This is a genomic window from Mesorhizobium sangaii, assembly GCF_014207355.1.
Taxonomy (GTDB): domain Bacteria; phylum Pseudomonadota; class Alphaproteobacteria; order Rhizobiales; family Rhizobiaceae; genus Mesorhizobium; species Mesorhizobium sangaii.
In genome coordinates, this window is sequence record NZ_JACHEF010000001.1 from 1138172 (window position 1) to 1151108 (window position 12937).

Consider the following 12937-nt stretch of genomic DNA (forward strand, 5'->3'; position numbering starts at 1 on the left):
CGGCCGGAAGCCCTTGGCTTCCGGCCGTTGCCGTACAGCTGACAATGTCAGGCGGTTTTGCGCAGCGGTGCCAGCGCCTTGCCGTCGGCGGCGAAGAGATGGCAGCGGGAGGGGTCGGCCTGCATGGCGATGGGGCTGTGCAGCGGTGTCGTGTCGATGCCCTCGGTCTGAACGACCAGCCTCGTCTTCTCGCCGATCTCGGCATGCAGGATGGTCAGGCCGCCGAGCCGTTCGGCCAGCACCGCCTCGCCCTTGAACTGGCCCGCATCCGCGATCCGGATATGTTCCGGCCGGATGCCAAGCAGCAACTCGCTGTTTTGTGCAAGCGCGCCCGCCTCGACCGGAACAACCAGGCTGGATCCGTCCGGCAGCGCGACGGCAACGCCATCGGCGTTGGCGGAGAGAACCCGCACCGGCAGCATGTTCATCTTCGGCGAGCCGATGAAGCCGGCGACGAAGACATTGGCCGGTCTCGCATAGAAGTCGAGTGGCGTGCCGACCTGTTCGATCGTGCCGCCATTGAGGACGACGATCTTGTCGGCCATGGTCATCGCTTCGGTCTGGTCGTGCGTGACATAGACGATGGTGGCGGCGAGCCGCTCGTGCAGTTGCATCAACTCCAGCCGCATGTTGACGCGAAGTGCGGCGTCGAGGTTCGACAGCGGTTCGTCGAACAGGAACACCTTCGGCTGGCGCACGATCGCACGGCCGATGGCAACACGCTGGCGCTGGCCGCCGGACAGCTCCTTCGGCCGCCGCTCGAGCAGAGCGACAGCTGCAGCACGTCGGCCGCCGCCTTGACCTTGGCGTCACGCTCGACGACCGGCAGCCCGGCGATCTTCAGCGCAAAACCCATATTCTCGGCGACCGTCATGTGCGGATAGAGCGCATAGGACTGGAACACCATGGCGAGGCCGCGCTCGGAGGGATCGACCTCGTTGATGCGCGCGCCATCAAGCATCAGCTCGCCGGAGGTGATCTTCTCAAGACCGGCGATCATACGCAGCAGCGTCGACTTTCCGCAGCCCGACGGTCCGACGAAGACAACGAATTCGCGGTCGCCTACATCAAGGTCGACCCCTTTGATCACCTCGGCATTGCCGTAGGATTTGCGCACGCCGCGCAGCTTGAGCTCAGCCATTGAAGTCCCTCCTCGCATCCGGATATGTGCTTGGACCGACAGGCATGCGTGCAGCCAGCGTACCTCCGTCATCGAACAGGACAAGGCTGGCAGCACCAACCAGCCCGGCGTGGCGGCCAAGCTGGGCCTGAACGACCGGCACGTCGCGATAGGCACGCATGGCCCGCTGCCTGATGGTCGCCTCGATGGCAGGCGCCATGAGGTCGAGCCCGTTGGCAATGCCGCCGCCGACAACCAGCACATCGGGCGAATAGAGATGCAAAAGATTGGTGAAGCCGATGCCCAGCCAGCGGGCTTCCTCCTCCAGCAGGGCCAAGGCAAGCTCATCCTGCAGCCGCGCCGCCTCGACCACGTGACGGCCGGTCACTTGACCGTTGCCCGAGAGGCGCCGCAGCGCCGAGCCATCCCACGGCGCCGTCGCGGCATTGGCGCGGCGGCCGAGCGCGGTGCCAGAGGCGATGGCCTCGAAGCAGCCGACGACGCCGCACATGCAACGCTCGCCTTCATTGGTTATGGTCATGTGGCCGATCTCGGCGGCGAGGCCACGGCGGCCATGCAGGATGCGTCCGTCGACGACGACGCCGCCGCCGATGCCGGTAGAAACCGTAACGAAGACCAGCGAGCGGGCGCCATGACCGGCGCCAAAGCGCCATTCGCCGAGTGCGGCGGCGTTGGCGTCGTTCTCCAGTCGTACCGGCAGGCCGAGCCGCCTTTCGAGGATATCGGCAAGCGGCACGTCGAGCCAGCCGGCCAGTGTCGGCGGTCCGACGGCGATGCCGGCCAGCGGATCGAGCGGTCCCGGCGCGCCGACGCCGACGCCGACGATGGCGAGCGCCGGGGCCTCGCCGTGGATGGTCGCGGCCAGCGCCTCGATCTGGCCGATTACCACGTCGGGGCCAGCCTGCGCCTGTGTCGGCACCGCGGCGAACGCCAGGATCTTGCCGTCACGGTCGACCAGGGCGGCACGAAGCTCGGTGCCGCCAAGATCGATCGCAAGGGCGGCTTCGTTGCTCATGCCGCGACCTTGAGGCCGTGCAGCCAGCCGATGCGGCCGGCAAGGTCCTTGTCGCCGAAAGCGAGCGAGCCGAGAACCACGGTTTCGGCGCCGGCAGCGCGCAGCAAGGGTACGGTCTCATGGCGGATACCGCCATCGGCGGCCAGGATCACAGCCGCCTCGCGGCGGGCCTCTCTCAGGATGGCGCGGGCATCACCCAGCCTGTCGCAGGCCTTGTCCGACAGGCTCTGGCCTTTGACACCGATGGCGGTGCCAAGCAGCGTGACGAAAGCCACCTCTGGGACGAACGGCGTCACCGTCTCGACCGGCGTCTCCAGCCTGAGCACGACGCCAGCTTCGGCACCGAGTTCCCGCGCCAGCCGGACGGCACGCAATCCCGCCTCGCCGTTTTCTGCATGGACGCTGATCATGTCGGCGCCGGCCTCGATGAACTGGCGCGTCTGTGCCTCGACAACCGCCGCATCGACCATCAGATGGACATGGATGGGTTTGGCCGTCAGCCGAGCGATGCGGGCGACAAGATCGGGAAAGAACAGGAAGGACGGGGCGAAATGACCGTCCGCTACATCGATGTGGTGAAGGTCGACATAGGGCTCGATGCGCTTCAGATCGCTCTCGAAATTGACGAGGTCGGCGGACCACAGCGAGAATTCAGCGATCATGCGATCGCGCGGCAATGCGGCGATGGCGGCCTGGCCTGAGAGAGGTTTCGAGATCATGGCTGGTCCTGGTTGTTGAAACGATCCTCGAGGAAACCCGCGATAGCGGCGCGGACCTCGGCGAAATGACGATCCTTGTCGTTGGCCTTCGGCGTCACCTCGGCAAAGGCGGCGTTGGGGATGGCGTCGGCGAGGAAACGGGCGGTCGCCAGCGGATGGATGAGATCGACGCCGCTGCCGACGACCAGCGTGGGGACAGCGAGATTGCCGGCTGCCGCCAGCGTGACGCCGGGGCCATCGTTTGCGATCGCCTGCATCACCTCGGCGAAGACAGCCGCATTTTCGCGCTCGAAGAAACCAAGCAGGGAAGCAAGATTGTCCGGTGCTTCCCCACGAAAGCGGGCGGCGGTGACCGAGGTTGCAAAGGCGTTGCGCGCGTCCTCCAGCGGACGGTCGCGGATGAGCTTCGCCACCTCCGAAAAGGGCTGCATGTTCTGCGGCGCCGCATCGAAGCGCCAGGCTGGGCGCACCAGCACCAAACCCAGGACACGGTCCGCGTGACGGCTTGCAAGCCTGAGCGCAATCGCCGCGCCCATCGAGACGCCGCCGGCGACGAAACGGTCGAGCCCGGCCGCATCGGCGGCGGCCAGCACGTCGTCGGCAAACATGGCAATCGAAAAGGGTCGCCTGGAGCCGGAGCCGGAGCCGCCCTGTGCGCGGCATTCGACGGTCAGCCGGCGGTATGACGGACTGTCGGGAAAATTCTGCGCCACCTGCGCCGCATCACCGCCGAGACCGTGCTGGAAGATGACCGGAAACCCCTGCCCTGTATCGAAGACACAAAGTGCTGCATCGTCGCGAAGCATGACCGTCGGCGCGGCGTCCATCAGAGGAGCCTCCGCAGGAAGGCGGCGACGCCGGGGGCTTGGTCGGCGGACAGCCCATGGGTGACGAGCGCCCCGTCGAAGCCCACCGCCTTCAGCCGCGCGATGAGATCCGGGAAGTCGACGATGCCTTGGCCAGCGGTGGCAAAGCGACCGTCACCAAAACGGTCCTTGGCGTGCGCCATAGCGATGTGGCCGGCCGCCTCGTCGATCGCGGCGGCGACAACGGCGCGCGCTTCGTCGGGCGTCGCATGTTCGAAAAGGTTTGCCGGATCAAGCACGATCTTCAGGCGCTTCGACCCCATCTCGGCGATCAGCCTGGTGGCATCCTTCGCCGAGGTGACGATGTTGGCCTGCTCGGGTTCGATGCCGAGATCGACGCGGGCGGCTTCTGCCAGCGCCAGTGCTTTCGCCATCTCGGTGGCCATGTCGGACCAGGCCGCCGGATCGGCATTGTCGGGATGGTACGCCCATTGGTCTGCAGCGTTGCGCGAGCCGGTGCAGAGCGTGACCAGGGGAATGTCCAGGGCGGCAGCTGCCTCTATGACAACGGCAAGGCGCCTGAGGCCGTCGTCGCGGAGGGCCTTGTCGGGATGCGCCATGTTGTAGGTGCCCGAAAGGGCTGCAAGCGAAACACCGGTCGACTGTGCGGCGGCACGGATCGCCGCGACGGCTTCCGCCGGCACGGCATCGGGCATCGACGGCAGGCCGGCGCAGGCGAGATTGAACTGCGTGGTCTCATAGCCAGCGTGCCGCACGGCCGCCAGCACGGCGGCCGGCTCGGCGCCGGGAAAGGTCTTGGCGAAAATGCCGAGACGCATCAAACCGCCCCCGAAACCGAGGCGAGTTCAACCCGCTCGCCTGATACCACCGAGCGCGCGATGGCGACCATGGCGCGGATCGACGCGATGCCGTCCTCGACATTGGCGCCGCGCATCGGCGCGCCTTCCAGCACCGTTTCGGCTAGACCTTCCAGCTGACGGCGGAAGAAATGGCCATCGGCGCCGAGCGGCTTGTGGGCCGTGGCGGTCTTCTCGTGAAAGATCTCGACCTCGCTGGCGCGGAAGTACCAGGGGTTGAAGGTCTTGGCGATGACGGAGCCGTTCTCGCCATAAAGCTGGAAACCTTCGTGCCAGTCCATCCGCACGGCGACAGTGAGATCGAGATGGCCGAGCGCGCCGCTGGCGAATTCGGTCTCGACGAACCAGCAATAGGCGCCGAAACGCTCGTTGAGGCGCGCGCGCACGGCGACGATGTCGCCGCACAGGAAGCGCGCCGTGTCGACGAGATGCGAGCCGTGCGCCAGCATGAAATACTGCCTGAGATCAGCCTTCGGATTTCCGGCCGGCTTCCTTGCTAGCCTGCTGGTGACAGGCAGCGGCTGCACTGCATCGGTGTTGGTGTAGCGGTGGGTGGAATCGCAGTACCACGCCTTCAGCGCCAGCACCTCGCCGATCTCGTCGCGGACGAAATCGCGCGCCGCCTCCAGCGCAGGGTCGAAGCGCTTCATATGCCCGACCTGCAGGATTTTGCCCGAGCGCCTGACCGCCTCGGCAAGCGCCTCGCCCTCCTCGACCGAGGTGCCGATCGGTTTTTCGCTCAGCACATGCTTGCCGGCATCGAGCGCCTTGATCGACATCGGCACATGGTAGGCGTCGGAGGTGGCGACGATCACCGCTTCCAGTTCGGGATCGGCGAGCATCGCGTCATAGTCGGCATACATTTTCTGCGGCTCGTAGGTGGCACCCATGCGGGCGAGCAGGTCGGGTGCGGCGTCGCAGATGGCGTAGAGATCGGCATTGCTGGCCTTGGCGCAGGATTGCAGATGCGCGAACTGCGCAATGGGGCCGCAGCCGAGCACGCCGACCCTGAGGCGTCTGTCCTGTTTCTTGATCATCGTCTCGTTCTTCAGGCGCCGTAGGCGCGCATTGTCTGGCGGTTGGCTTTGACCGCGCCGGCGGGGTCGGCGGCGGCGGTGTCGGATTCCTCTTCGAGCACCAGCCAACCGGTGAAACGCGGCGCGGTGCCGGCGATCTCGATGACCGCCGGGGTGTCGCAGACGCCTTTGCCGAGCATCGCCCATGTGCCCTTGGCGTCGACGTCCTTGAGGTGGATGTAACGGATGCGGTCGCGGTAAGTGTGCAGCGTGTCGAGCATGTCCTTGTGGCCGCGCAGGATGTGGCCGGTATCGGGCACCCAGCCGACCAGATCGGGGTCGAGTAAGGCAAAGATCGTGTCGTAGTCGGCGCGGTCGAAGAGCAGCGTGTTGTGGTGCGAACTCGGATGCACCGCGACATCCACACCGGCCTTGCGGCCGATCTCGGCGGCGCGATTGTAGAATTCGGCCGATATTGCGAACTTGTCTTCGCGCGGACCATCGGAGACGACCGTCGCCGAACCAATCGACACCAGTGCGCCCGGACAGTTCGCGGCAAAGCCTATCCAGCGCCGGGCGGCTTCGAGGTCGCTTTCCAGCGCCTCTTTCAAGGTGAACCCGCTCTTCGAGCCAAAAGCAAAGGAGACGAGGTTGAGGCCTCGGGCATCGAGCGCGGCAGCGAATTCGGCAGGCCTGTCGGCATAGCGGCCGATCATGGTGTCGGTGATCTCGATGCCGGCGTAGCCGCCATCTTCTATCGCCCTCAACAGATCGTCGGGACCGCCGGTCCAGCCTTTGCCCAGCATCTCCCAGGTGAAGGTCTGGCAGCCGACCTTGAGCTCCGTCTTCGTCATGTCATTCATTCCTTGACGCCCCCCTGGGTCAGTCCTTCGATGATGTGGCGCTGGAAGAACAGCACCAGGAGGATCAAGGGCACGGTCACCACGGCGGAGGCCGCGGCGATGTCGCCCCAGGGGACGTAATAGAGGTTGGTGAAGTTGGCGATGCCGACCGGTATCGTCTGCCGGTCGATGTTGGAGGTGAAAGCAAGCGCGAACAGGAATTCGTTCCACGCGGTGATGAAGGCGAGCAGGCCGGTGGTCACCAGGCTCGGCAGCGACATCGGCAGGATGATGCGCCAGAGCAGGCCGGGCACGCTGACGCCGTCCATGCGCGCCGCCTCGTCGATCTCGCGCGGCAGCGTCTCGAAATAGCCGAACAGCACCCAGGTCACCAGCGGCAGCCCGAGCGCCAGATAGGTGATGATCAGCGCCGTGTAGGTGTCGAGCAGGCCGAGATTGGTGGCGACCAGATAGAGCGGGCCGACCAGCGCGATCTGCGGGAACATCGATACCGAAAGGATGACCATCAGAATGCCAAAGCGGCCCTTGATATTGAGCCGCGACAGCGCGAAGGCGGCCAGCGAGCCGACGAACAGGCACAGGAACGTCGTCGCCAGCGAGACCACCAGCGAGTTCCAGACATAGCGGTGAAGCTGCTTCTCGACGAAGGCGTTGTAGTAATGCTCCAGCGTGAAGGGATGCGGGATCAGCGACGGCGAGCCCGACGTTAGCGCCTTGTCGAGCTGGAACGAGGTCGAGAACTGCCAGATGAACGGACCGCCCGACCAGACGAGGATCAGCAAGGCGCCGAGATAGATAAGAAATGTCTGCAGCGGCGAGCGCGTGTCGTTCATTGCGCTCTCTTGATCTGGCGGACGAGATACAGGCAGAACACCAGCGCGATGATGCCCTCGGTGATAAACATCGCCGTCGAGACGGCCGAGCCGTAGCCGAACTGCAGCGTCGAGAAGAGCACCTTGTACGACAGGGTCGACAGCGTTTCGGTCGAATCGGCCGGGCCGCCACCGGTCAGCACATAGACGAGGTCAAAGACGCGGAAGGCGTCGAGCGCGCGGAACAGGCCGGCGATCAGCAAGGTGGGCATCAACAGCGGCAGGCGGATGTACCAGAAGGTGATCCAGCCTTTGGCGCCATCCATGCGCGCCGCCTCGATCAGCGAATTGGGCACGGTCTGCAAACCGGTCAGAAGCAGCAGCGCCATGAACGGCGTCGTCTTCCAGACATCGGCGATGATGATGGTGATCATCGCCGTGTCGGTAGAGCCGTACCAGTTGACGTTCTGGTCGATCAGCCCGGCATGCAGGAGGATGTAGTTGATGATGCCGTTCTGGCCATCGAACAGCCAGCCGAACATCTTGGAGGTGACAACGGTTGGCATCGCCCACGGCACCAGCATGGCCGCGCGGACGAGCCCCCGCCCCTTGAAGGCTTCGCACAGGATGAGCGCCATGCCGAGCCCGATCACCGTCTCCAGCACGGTCGAAGCGGTGGTGAACCAGATCGTGTGCCACCACGCATTCCAGAACTGCGGGTCGCCCCACAGCTCCGCATAGTTGGAGAAGCCGGTGAAAGCCTGCTCCTGCGTGATCAGCGAGGTGTTGGTGAGCGAGAGGTAGAGCCCATTGACGATCGGGTAGAAGGAAACCGACGCCAGCGACACAAAGGCCGGCGTCAGCAGGAGCAAGGCCCACAAGGCGCCCGGAAGCGCTTTGCCGAGGCGCCGCGGCCGGCCGACACTGGGAATGGTGGCCGCCGCGGACATTGGTTCAGCCTACGATCTTGTCGATTTGCGCCGCCGTCGCGTCCATCTCGGCCTGGACATTGCCGGAGACCAGCGCCTTGGAGATGCCGGACTGCAGGGCAAGCGTCACTTTCGCGTATTCGGGCGTGATCGGCCGCGCCGTGGCGCCGGTGAACACTTTCTCGAGGCTGGCCATGAACGGCTGTTCCTTCTTGATCTGCGCGTCCTGGAACAACGCCGGCCGCGTCGGTGCGAGGCCGAAGTTCAGCGCGATGCGGTGCTGGACTTCTGTCGACGACAGCCAGGTCAAGAGCTCGATCGCGGCTTCGCGCTGCTTCGAGTTGGCGTTGACGCCGAGCTGGTAGCCGCCGAGGCAGGCAGAGCTCTTGCCGCCGGGGAACGACGGCAGCGGCGCGACGCCGACCTTGTCGACCACCTGGGAAGCCTTGGCGTCCTGGGCGATCGGGTAGACATAGGACCAGTTGCGCATGAACATCGCCTTGCCCGAGGTAAAGGGCTGACGCGACGGTTCCTCGTCCCAGGACAGAACGTCCTGCGGGCTGATCTTGTTGGTGGCGAGGGTGTCGTGCAGGAACTGGATCGCCTCCACCGCTCCCTTCTGGTTGATCAGCGACGACTTGCCGTCGGGCGCCAGGATGGCGCCGTTGTTGGAGGTGATGATCTCGACCGCGTCGCAGACCAGAACCTCGGCCTGCTTGCCTTGCCAGAGATAGCCGTAATCGATGTCGCCGGCCTTCTGCGCGGCGGCGGCGATGGTCGCCATGTCGGCCCAGCTTTCCGGCACCTTGCCGCCATGCTTTTCCAGCACGTCCTTGCGGTAATAGAACATGCCCGAATCCATGAACCAGGGAAGGGCGGTGAGCTTGCCGCCATAGGTACAGGCATCGAGGGTCCCGGTGAAGTAGGCGCTGCGCTTGTCGGCCGGGAAATACTCGTCCAGCGGCAGCGCCCATCCGGCGGCGGCAAAGCCGGCGATCCAGATCACGTCCTGGCTGAAGACGTCGGGCGTGCCGGTGCGGCGGGCGAGCTGCTGTACCAGGCCCTGGTAGACCTCGGTCGAGGAGCTCGGCGGCGGCAGTTCGATGTTCTTGACCAGGATGCGGTCCTGCGATCCGTTGAAGGCCTTGATCAGGTCGCCAAAGGTCTCCTTGCCGAAGAAGGCGGCGCTGGCAAAGCTGATCTCGGCCCGGCTCTGGGCGCGAGCCCGGCCAATGCCGAGCGACGTCCCTGCCCCGAAAGCCGCCGCGCCGAGAAGGCCGGCGGAACCGATGAGAAATTGCCGGCGATCGGCGATGGTGACATGCCCAATCGACTTGGAACCGCTGCGCGGCCCCTTCCTTGACTCGTCCATGTGTAGTCCTCCCAGAGTTGACGGCAGCCACTCCCGCCCGTCCAACTTCGCATATGATTCATAAAAAATTGTCGCGCGTCAAGATTTAAACTGCATAATGGTGCATCAATGTGCTTATGACGTGGGCGAAGGATGGCCACGTGAACGAAGAATCGCCGATCCTGACGGACGGACGCCGACTGGAGGAATGATGGAAAAGCTTGGTGTAGGGGTCATCGGTTGCGGCAACATCGCCATGACCTACATGCGCAACGCAGCACTTTTTGCCGGCGTGGAGTTGAAGGCCTGCGCCGACATCTCGGCAGACGCCGCCGCCCTGCGAGCCCGCGAATACGGCATCAGGGCAATGGGCGTCGATGCCCTGCTTGCCGATTCCGAAATCGGCCTGGTTCTCAACCTCACCATTCCCGCCGTACATTTCGACGTCACCATGTCGGCGCTTTCGGCTGGCAAGCATGTCTTCACCGAAAAGCCGCTCGCCACCTCGGCAGCCGACGGGCAGCTTCTGGTCAGCGAGGCGAAGTCGCGCGGCCTGCTGCTGGGCTCGGCGCCCGACACTTTCCTCGGTGCTGCCGGACGCCGGGCGCGCCGGCTGATGGACGCCGGTGCCATTGGCCGTCCGGTCACCGGCACCGCCTTCATGATGGGCCGCGGCATGGAGCACTGGCACCCCAACCCGCAATTCTACTATCAGCCGGGCGGCGGCCCGGTGTTCGACATGGGCCCCTACTACCTGACCATGCTGGTCAACCTGCTCGGTCCGGTCGAGCGGGTCATGGCGATGGCGACGCGCGGCCAGGAGGAACGCTTGATCACCGCCGACGGACCGTTCAAGAACACCACATTCAAGGTCGGCACGCCGACCAACGTGCTGTCGCTGCTTGAATTCCGCTCCGGCGCGACGGTCACCTTCGGCGCGTCGTGGGACGTCTTTCGCCACTCGAACCACCCGATCGAGTTGCACGGCACGGAGGGCTCGCTGCGCCTGCCCGATCCCGACACGTTCGGCGGCACCGTGTCGCTGTCCGAGCGCGGCGCCGACTGGAAGGACTTTGCCAGCGAAGGCGACCTCTACGGCGCCCGCAACTGGCCTTATGCGGCGCCCGACCGCGCCAATTACCGCATGCTCGGCGTGGCCGATCTGGTGCGTTCGCTTCAAACCGGTAACACACCACGCGCCTCCGGCAACCTTGCGCTGCATGTGCTTGAGATCATGGAGGCGATCCTGCGTTCCGGCGAGAGCCAGGGCTCGGTGATGGTCGCGGGCGACGTCACCCAACCTGCCCTGCTGACCGAGGAAGAGGCAACCGACCTGCTTGCCTGAGGATATGACGATGACACTCGATCCGGATGCGCTGCACGTCCTCGAAATCGGCCGCGCGGCCGGCGGCGAGCCGTTCGAGACTGGCAGCGTGGCGGCGGCGCGGGCCGCCTACAACGCCTCGTTTCCGACGCTGCAGGGCGAGCGCGAGCCGGTCGCTGCGACCTTGGAACAGTGGATCGACGGGCCGAACGGCCCCATCGCGGTCCGCATCCATCGCGGCATCGACGCGCCACAAGGCGGCGCGCCGGCGCTGCTCTACCTGCATGGCGGCGGCTGGGTCGTCGGCAACCTCGATTCGCATGACGAGATCTGCCGCTGGCTGGCCAATCTCTGCGGCGCCGTCACTGTCTGTCCCGACTATCGGCTGGCGCCGGACCACAAATTTCCCGCCGGGCTGGAGGATTGTCTGGCAACACTGCGCTTCATGACGGCGAACGCCGCCGCTCTCGGCATCGACCGATCCCGCATCGGCGTTGCCGGCGACAGCGCCGGCGGCAATCTCGCTGCCGTGCTGGCGCTGCTTTCCCGCGATGGGCTGGCGCCATCCCTCGCCGCACAGATCCTGATTTATCCCAACACCGATGCCCGGCAGACGGCCGACAGCTACCGGCGTTTCGGCGACGGCTTCGGGCTGACCGCAACCACCATGGCATGGTTCCGCGACCACTATCTGCGAACGCCTGACGACATTCTGGACTGGCGCGTCTCGCCCTTGCTGGCGCCCGATCTCGCCGGCGTCGCGCCGGCTTTCATCGCGCTTGCCGGCGGCGACATCCTTGCCGACGAAGGCGCAGCCTATGCCGAACGCCTGCAAGCCGCAGGTGTCCCACTGGTCCTGCGGCAATGGCCGGGCAAGATCCACGGCTTCGTCTCGATGGGACGCCACATCCCCGCCGCGCGGCAAGCGGTGGCCGAGGCGGTGGCGGCCTGGCGCCAGTTCGAAAAGGATCGCTGACGGTGGACGCTCAGGCCGACTGACGCATCACCAGGGTTGCGCCGAGCTTGACCCTTTGCGCCATGCCCTGCTTGGGCGGTTCGGCCTCGTCCAGCAGGGCCAGCAGGATCTCGACGCTGCGGCCAGCCATGGCGGCGAAATCCTGCGCCATGGTGGTCAGCGCCGGACAGGTGTAGCGGCTGAGCGGATGATCGTCATGCGCGGCAACGCGCAGATCGCAGTCGGGTCTGCGGCCGATCTTCAGTCCGCGCGAGAACGCGGCCGCCATCACGCCGAAGGCGAGACGATCATTGGCACACAGGATTGTGCGGCCGGGCAGGCCGCCAACGTCGAGTGTCCTTTCCATCCATTCATGGCCGATGCGCTCGAAGTCCCAAGTATAATCGCGCGCCGCGTCGATGACGACGGGTTCCAAACCGGCGACTTTCATCGTCGCGATGTAGCTTTGCAGCCGCTCACCCGAATTGTGATTGACATGCGGGATGTCGACATAGACAGGCGGTTCTCCGGACCGGTTGAGATAGTCGACCATGGTCGACGTGCTCTGATGGTTGTCGTTGCCGACGAAAGGCGTGTCACCCTCGATATAGGTGTCGAAATAGACGATCGGAATGTCCTGCCCGAGCTTGTCGAAAACACTCCGATCGGAGGCCAAGCCGAGCGGGGCGATGATCGCGCCGGCGACCTTCAGTGACAGCAATGTCCTGACCGATTCCGCCTCCAGCTTCTGCGAGCCATGCGAAGAAATGACGATCGGCCAATAGCCCTCGTCGCGGCAGCGAAATTCGATGCGGCTGACCATCTCGGCATAGAACGGATCGGTGATCGTCGGTACGACGATGCCGATGTTGCGGGTGCGCTTGCGGTTGAGATTGCGGGCGAAAAGGTTCGGCTGATAGTCCGAGGAACGCAGCGCGGCTTCGATGCGCGCCCGCGTCGCCGGCTTCACGCTCGCAGGATCGTCAAAATATTTCGAGAGCGTCGGCCGGGACACGCCACATGCCCGGGCGAAGTCATCCATCGTGCGGTGCGTCTTCTCCGCCATCGAACGTCAGGTCCTCTTGCCCACACCGCCGATCGGAACGATCCGCCCGCCACCAGTCATGC

The 12937-nt window shown here is 65.2% G+C and carries 12 protein-coding genes and 1 pseudogene; 2 read left to right on the forward strand and 11 right to left on the reverse strand.

Annotated features, from left to right (window positions below):
• Positions 1–47: 47 nt before the first annotated feature.
• The 10 genes and pseudogenes from HNQ71_RS05650 to HNQ71_RS05695 all read right to left on the reverse strand — a co-directional run bounded on the left by HNQ71_RS05650 (position 48) and on the right by HNQ71_RS05695 (position 9551).
• Positions 48–1141: pseudogene (locus tag HNQ71_RS05650) on the reverse strand (ABC transporter ATP-binding protein).
• Positions 1134–2156, reverse strand: coding sequence for an ROK family protein (locus HNQ71_RS05655; RefSeq protein WP_184871558.1), 1023 nt, complete (start codon positions 2154–2156; stop codon positions 1134–1136). The pseudogene HNQ71_RS05650 and the gene HNQ71_RS05655 overlap by 8 nt, the downstream one beginning before the upstream one ends.
• On the reverse strand, positions 2153–2875 hold the full coding sequence (locus HNQ71_RS05660) for a ribulose-phosphate 3-epimerase (RefSeq protein WP_184871559.1): 723 nt from the start codon (positions 2873–2875) through the stop codon (positions 2153–2155). Before HNQ71_RS05660 ends, HNQ71_RS05655 begins: the two co-directional genes overlap by 4 nt.
• Positions 2872–3702: an alpha/beta fold hydrolase gene (locus HNQ71_RS05665; protein ID WP_184871560.1), complete on the reverse strand. Its 831-nt coding sequence runs from the start codon at positions 3700–3702 to the stop codon at positions 2872–2874. Before HNQ71_RS05665 ends, HNQ71_RS05660 begins: the two co-directional genes overlap by 4 nt.
• Positions 3702–4520, reverse strand: coding sequence for a sugar phosphate isomerase/epimerase family protein (locus HNQ71_RS05670; protein WP_184871561.1), 819 nt, complete (start codon positions 4518–4520; stop codon positions 3702–3704). Before HNQ71_RS05670 ends, HNQ71_RS05665 begins: the two co-directional genes overlap by 1 nt.
• On the reverse strand, positions 4520–5596 hold the full coding sequence (locus tag HNQ71_RS05675; RefSeq protein ID WP_184871562.1) for a Gfo/Idh/MocA family protein: 1077 nt from the start codon (positions 5594–5596) through the stop codon (positions 4520–4522). Before HNQ71_RS05675 ends, HNQ71_RS05670 begins: the two co-directional genes overlap by 1 nt.
• Positions 5597–5607: 11 nt before the next feature.
• Positions 5608–6429 carry a sugar phosphate isomerase/epimerase family protein gene (locus HNQ71_RS05680; protein ID WP_184871563.1) on the reverse strand — a complete coding sequence of 274 codons (822 nt, stop codon included), beginning with the start codon at positions 6427–6429 and terminating at the stop codon, positions 5608–5610.
• A 5-nt stretch (positions 6430–6434) separates the two neighbouring features.
• Entirely contained in the window at positions 6435–7271 is an 837-nt protein-coding gene (locus HNQ71_RS05685; RefSeq protein WP_184871564.1) for a carbohydrate ABC transporter permease, read from the reverse strand.
• Positions 7268–8200, reverse strand: a complete 933-nt coding sequence (locus tag HNQ71_RS05690; protein ID WP_184871565.1) for a carbohydrate ABC transporter permease — start codon at positions 8198–8200, stop codon at positions 7268–7270. The genes HNQ71_RS05685 and HNQ71_RS05690 overlap by 4 nt, the downstream gene beginning before the upstream one ends.
• A gap of 4 nt (positions 8201–8204) precedes the next feature.
• Positions 8205–9551: an ABC transporter substrate-binding protein gene (locus HNQ71_RS05695; RefSeq protein WP_184871566.1), complete on the reverse strand. Its 1347-nt coding sequence runs from the start codon at positions 9549–9551 to the stop codon at positions 8205–8207.
• A gap of 187 nt (positions 9552–9738) precedes the next feature.
• On the opposite strand from HNQ71_RS05695, the gene HNQ71_RS05700 reads away from it, so the two are divergent.
• Complete coding sequence (locus HNQ71_RS05700) at positions 9739–10875, forward strand: Gfo/Idh/MocA family protein (RefSeq protein WP_184871567.1); 1137 nt, start codon at positions 9739–9741, stop codon at positions 10873–10875.
• A gap of 10 nt (positions 10876–10885) precedes the next feature.
• A complete protein-coding gene (locus HNQ71_RS05705; RefSeq protein WP_184871568.1) occupies positions 10886–11830 on the forward strand; it encodes an alpha/beta hydrolase in 945 nt (314 codons plus the stop codon).
• 10 nt (positions 11831–11840) lie between these two features.
• Here HNQ71_RS05705 and HNQ71_RS05710 read toward each other — a convergent pair whose 3' ends face one another.
• Positions 11841–12875: a LacI family DNA-binding transcriptional regulator gene (locus HNQ71_RS05710; protein ID WP_184871569.1), complete on the reverse strand. Its 1035-nt coding sequence runs from the start codon at positions 12873–12875 to the stop codon at positions 11841–11843.
• Positions 12876–12937 lie beyond the last annotated feature (62 nt).

Coding starts and splice junctions, on each gene's coding strand:
- HNQ71_RS05660 (WP_184871559.1), bottom strand. CDS start 2,875: ATGATCTCGAAACCTCTCTCAGGCCAGGCCGCCATCGCCGCATTGCCG.
- HNQ71_RS05665 (WP_184871560.1), bottom strand. CDS start 3,702: ATGGACGCCGCGCCGACGGTCATGCTTCGCGACGATGCAGCACTTTGT.
- HNQ71_RS05700 (WP_184871567.1), top strand. CDS start 9,739: ATGATGGAAAAGCTTGGTGTAGGGGTCATCGGTTGCGGCAACATCGCC.
- HNQ71_RS05690 (WP_184871565.1), bottom strand. CDS start 8,200: ATGTCCGCGGCGGCCACCATTCCCAGTGTCGGCCGGCCGCGGCGCCTC.
- HNQ71_RS05675 (WP_184871562.1), bottom strand. CDS start 5,596: ATGATCAAGAAACAGGACAGACGCCTCAGGGTCGGCGTGCTCGGCTGC.
- HNQ71_RS05680 (WP_184871563.1), bottom strand. CDS start 6,429: ATGACGAAGACGGAGCTCAAGGTCGGCTGCCAGACCTTCACCTGGGAG.
- HNQ71_RS05670 (WP_184871561.1), bottom strand. CDS start 4,520: ATGCGTCTCGGCATTTTCGCCAAGACCTTTCCCGGCGCCGAGCCGGCC.
- HNQ71_RS05685 (WP_184871564.1), bottom strand. CDS start 7,271: ATGAACGACACGCGCTCGCCGCTGCAGACATTTCTTATCTATCTCGGC.
- HNQ71_RS05705 (WP_184871568.1), top strand. CDS start 10,886: ATGACACTCGATCCGGATGCGCTGCACGTCCTCGAAATCGGCCGCGCG.
- HNQ71_RS05655 (WP_184871558.1), bottom strand. CDS start 2,156: ATGAGCAACGAAGCCGCCCTTGCGATCGATCTTGGCGGCACCGAGCTT.
- HNQ71_RS05710 (WP_184871569.1), bottom strand. CDS start 12,875: ATGGCGGAGAAGACGCACCGCACGATGGATGACTTCGCCCGGGCATGT.
- HNQ71_RS05695 (WP_184871566.1), bottom strand. CDS start 9,551: ATGGACGAGTCAAGGAAGGGGCCGCGCAGCGGTTCCAAGTCGATTGGG.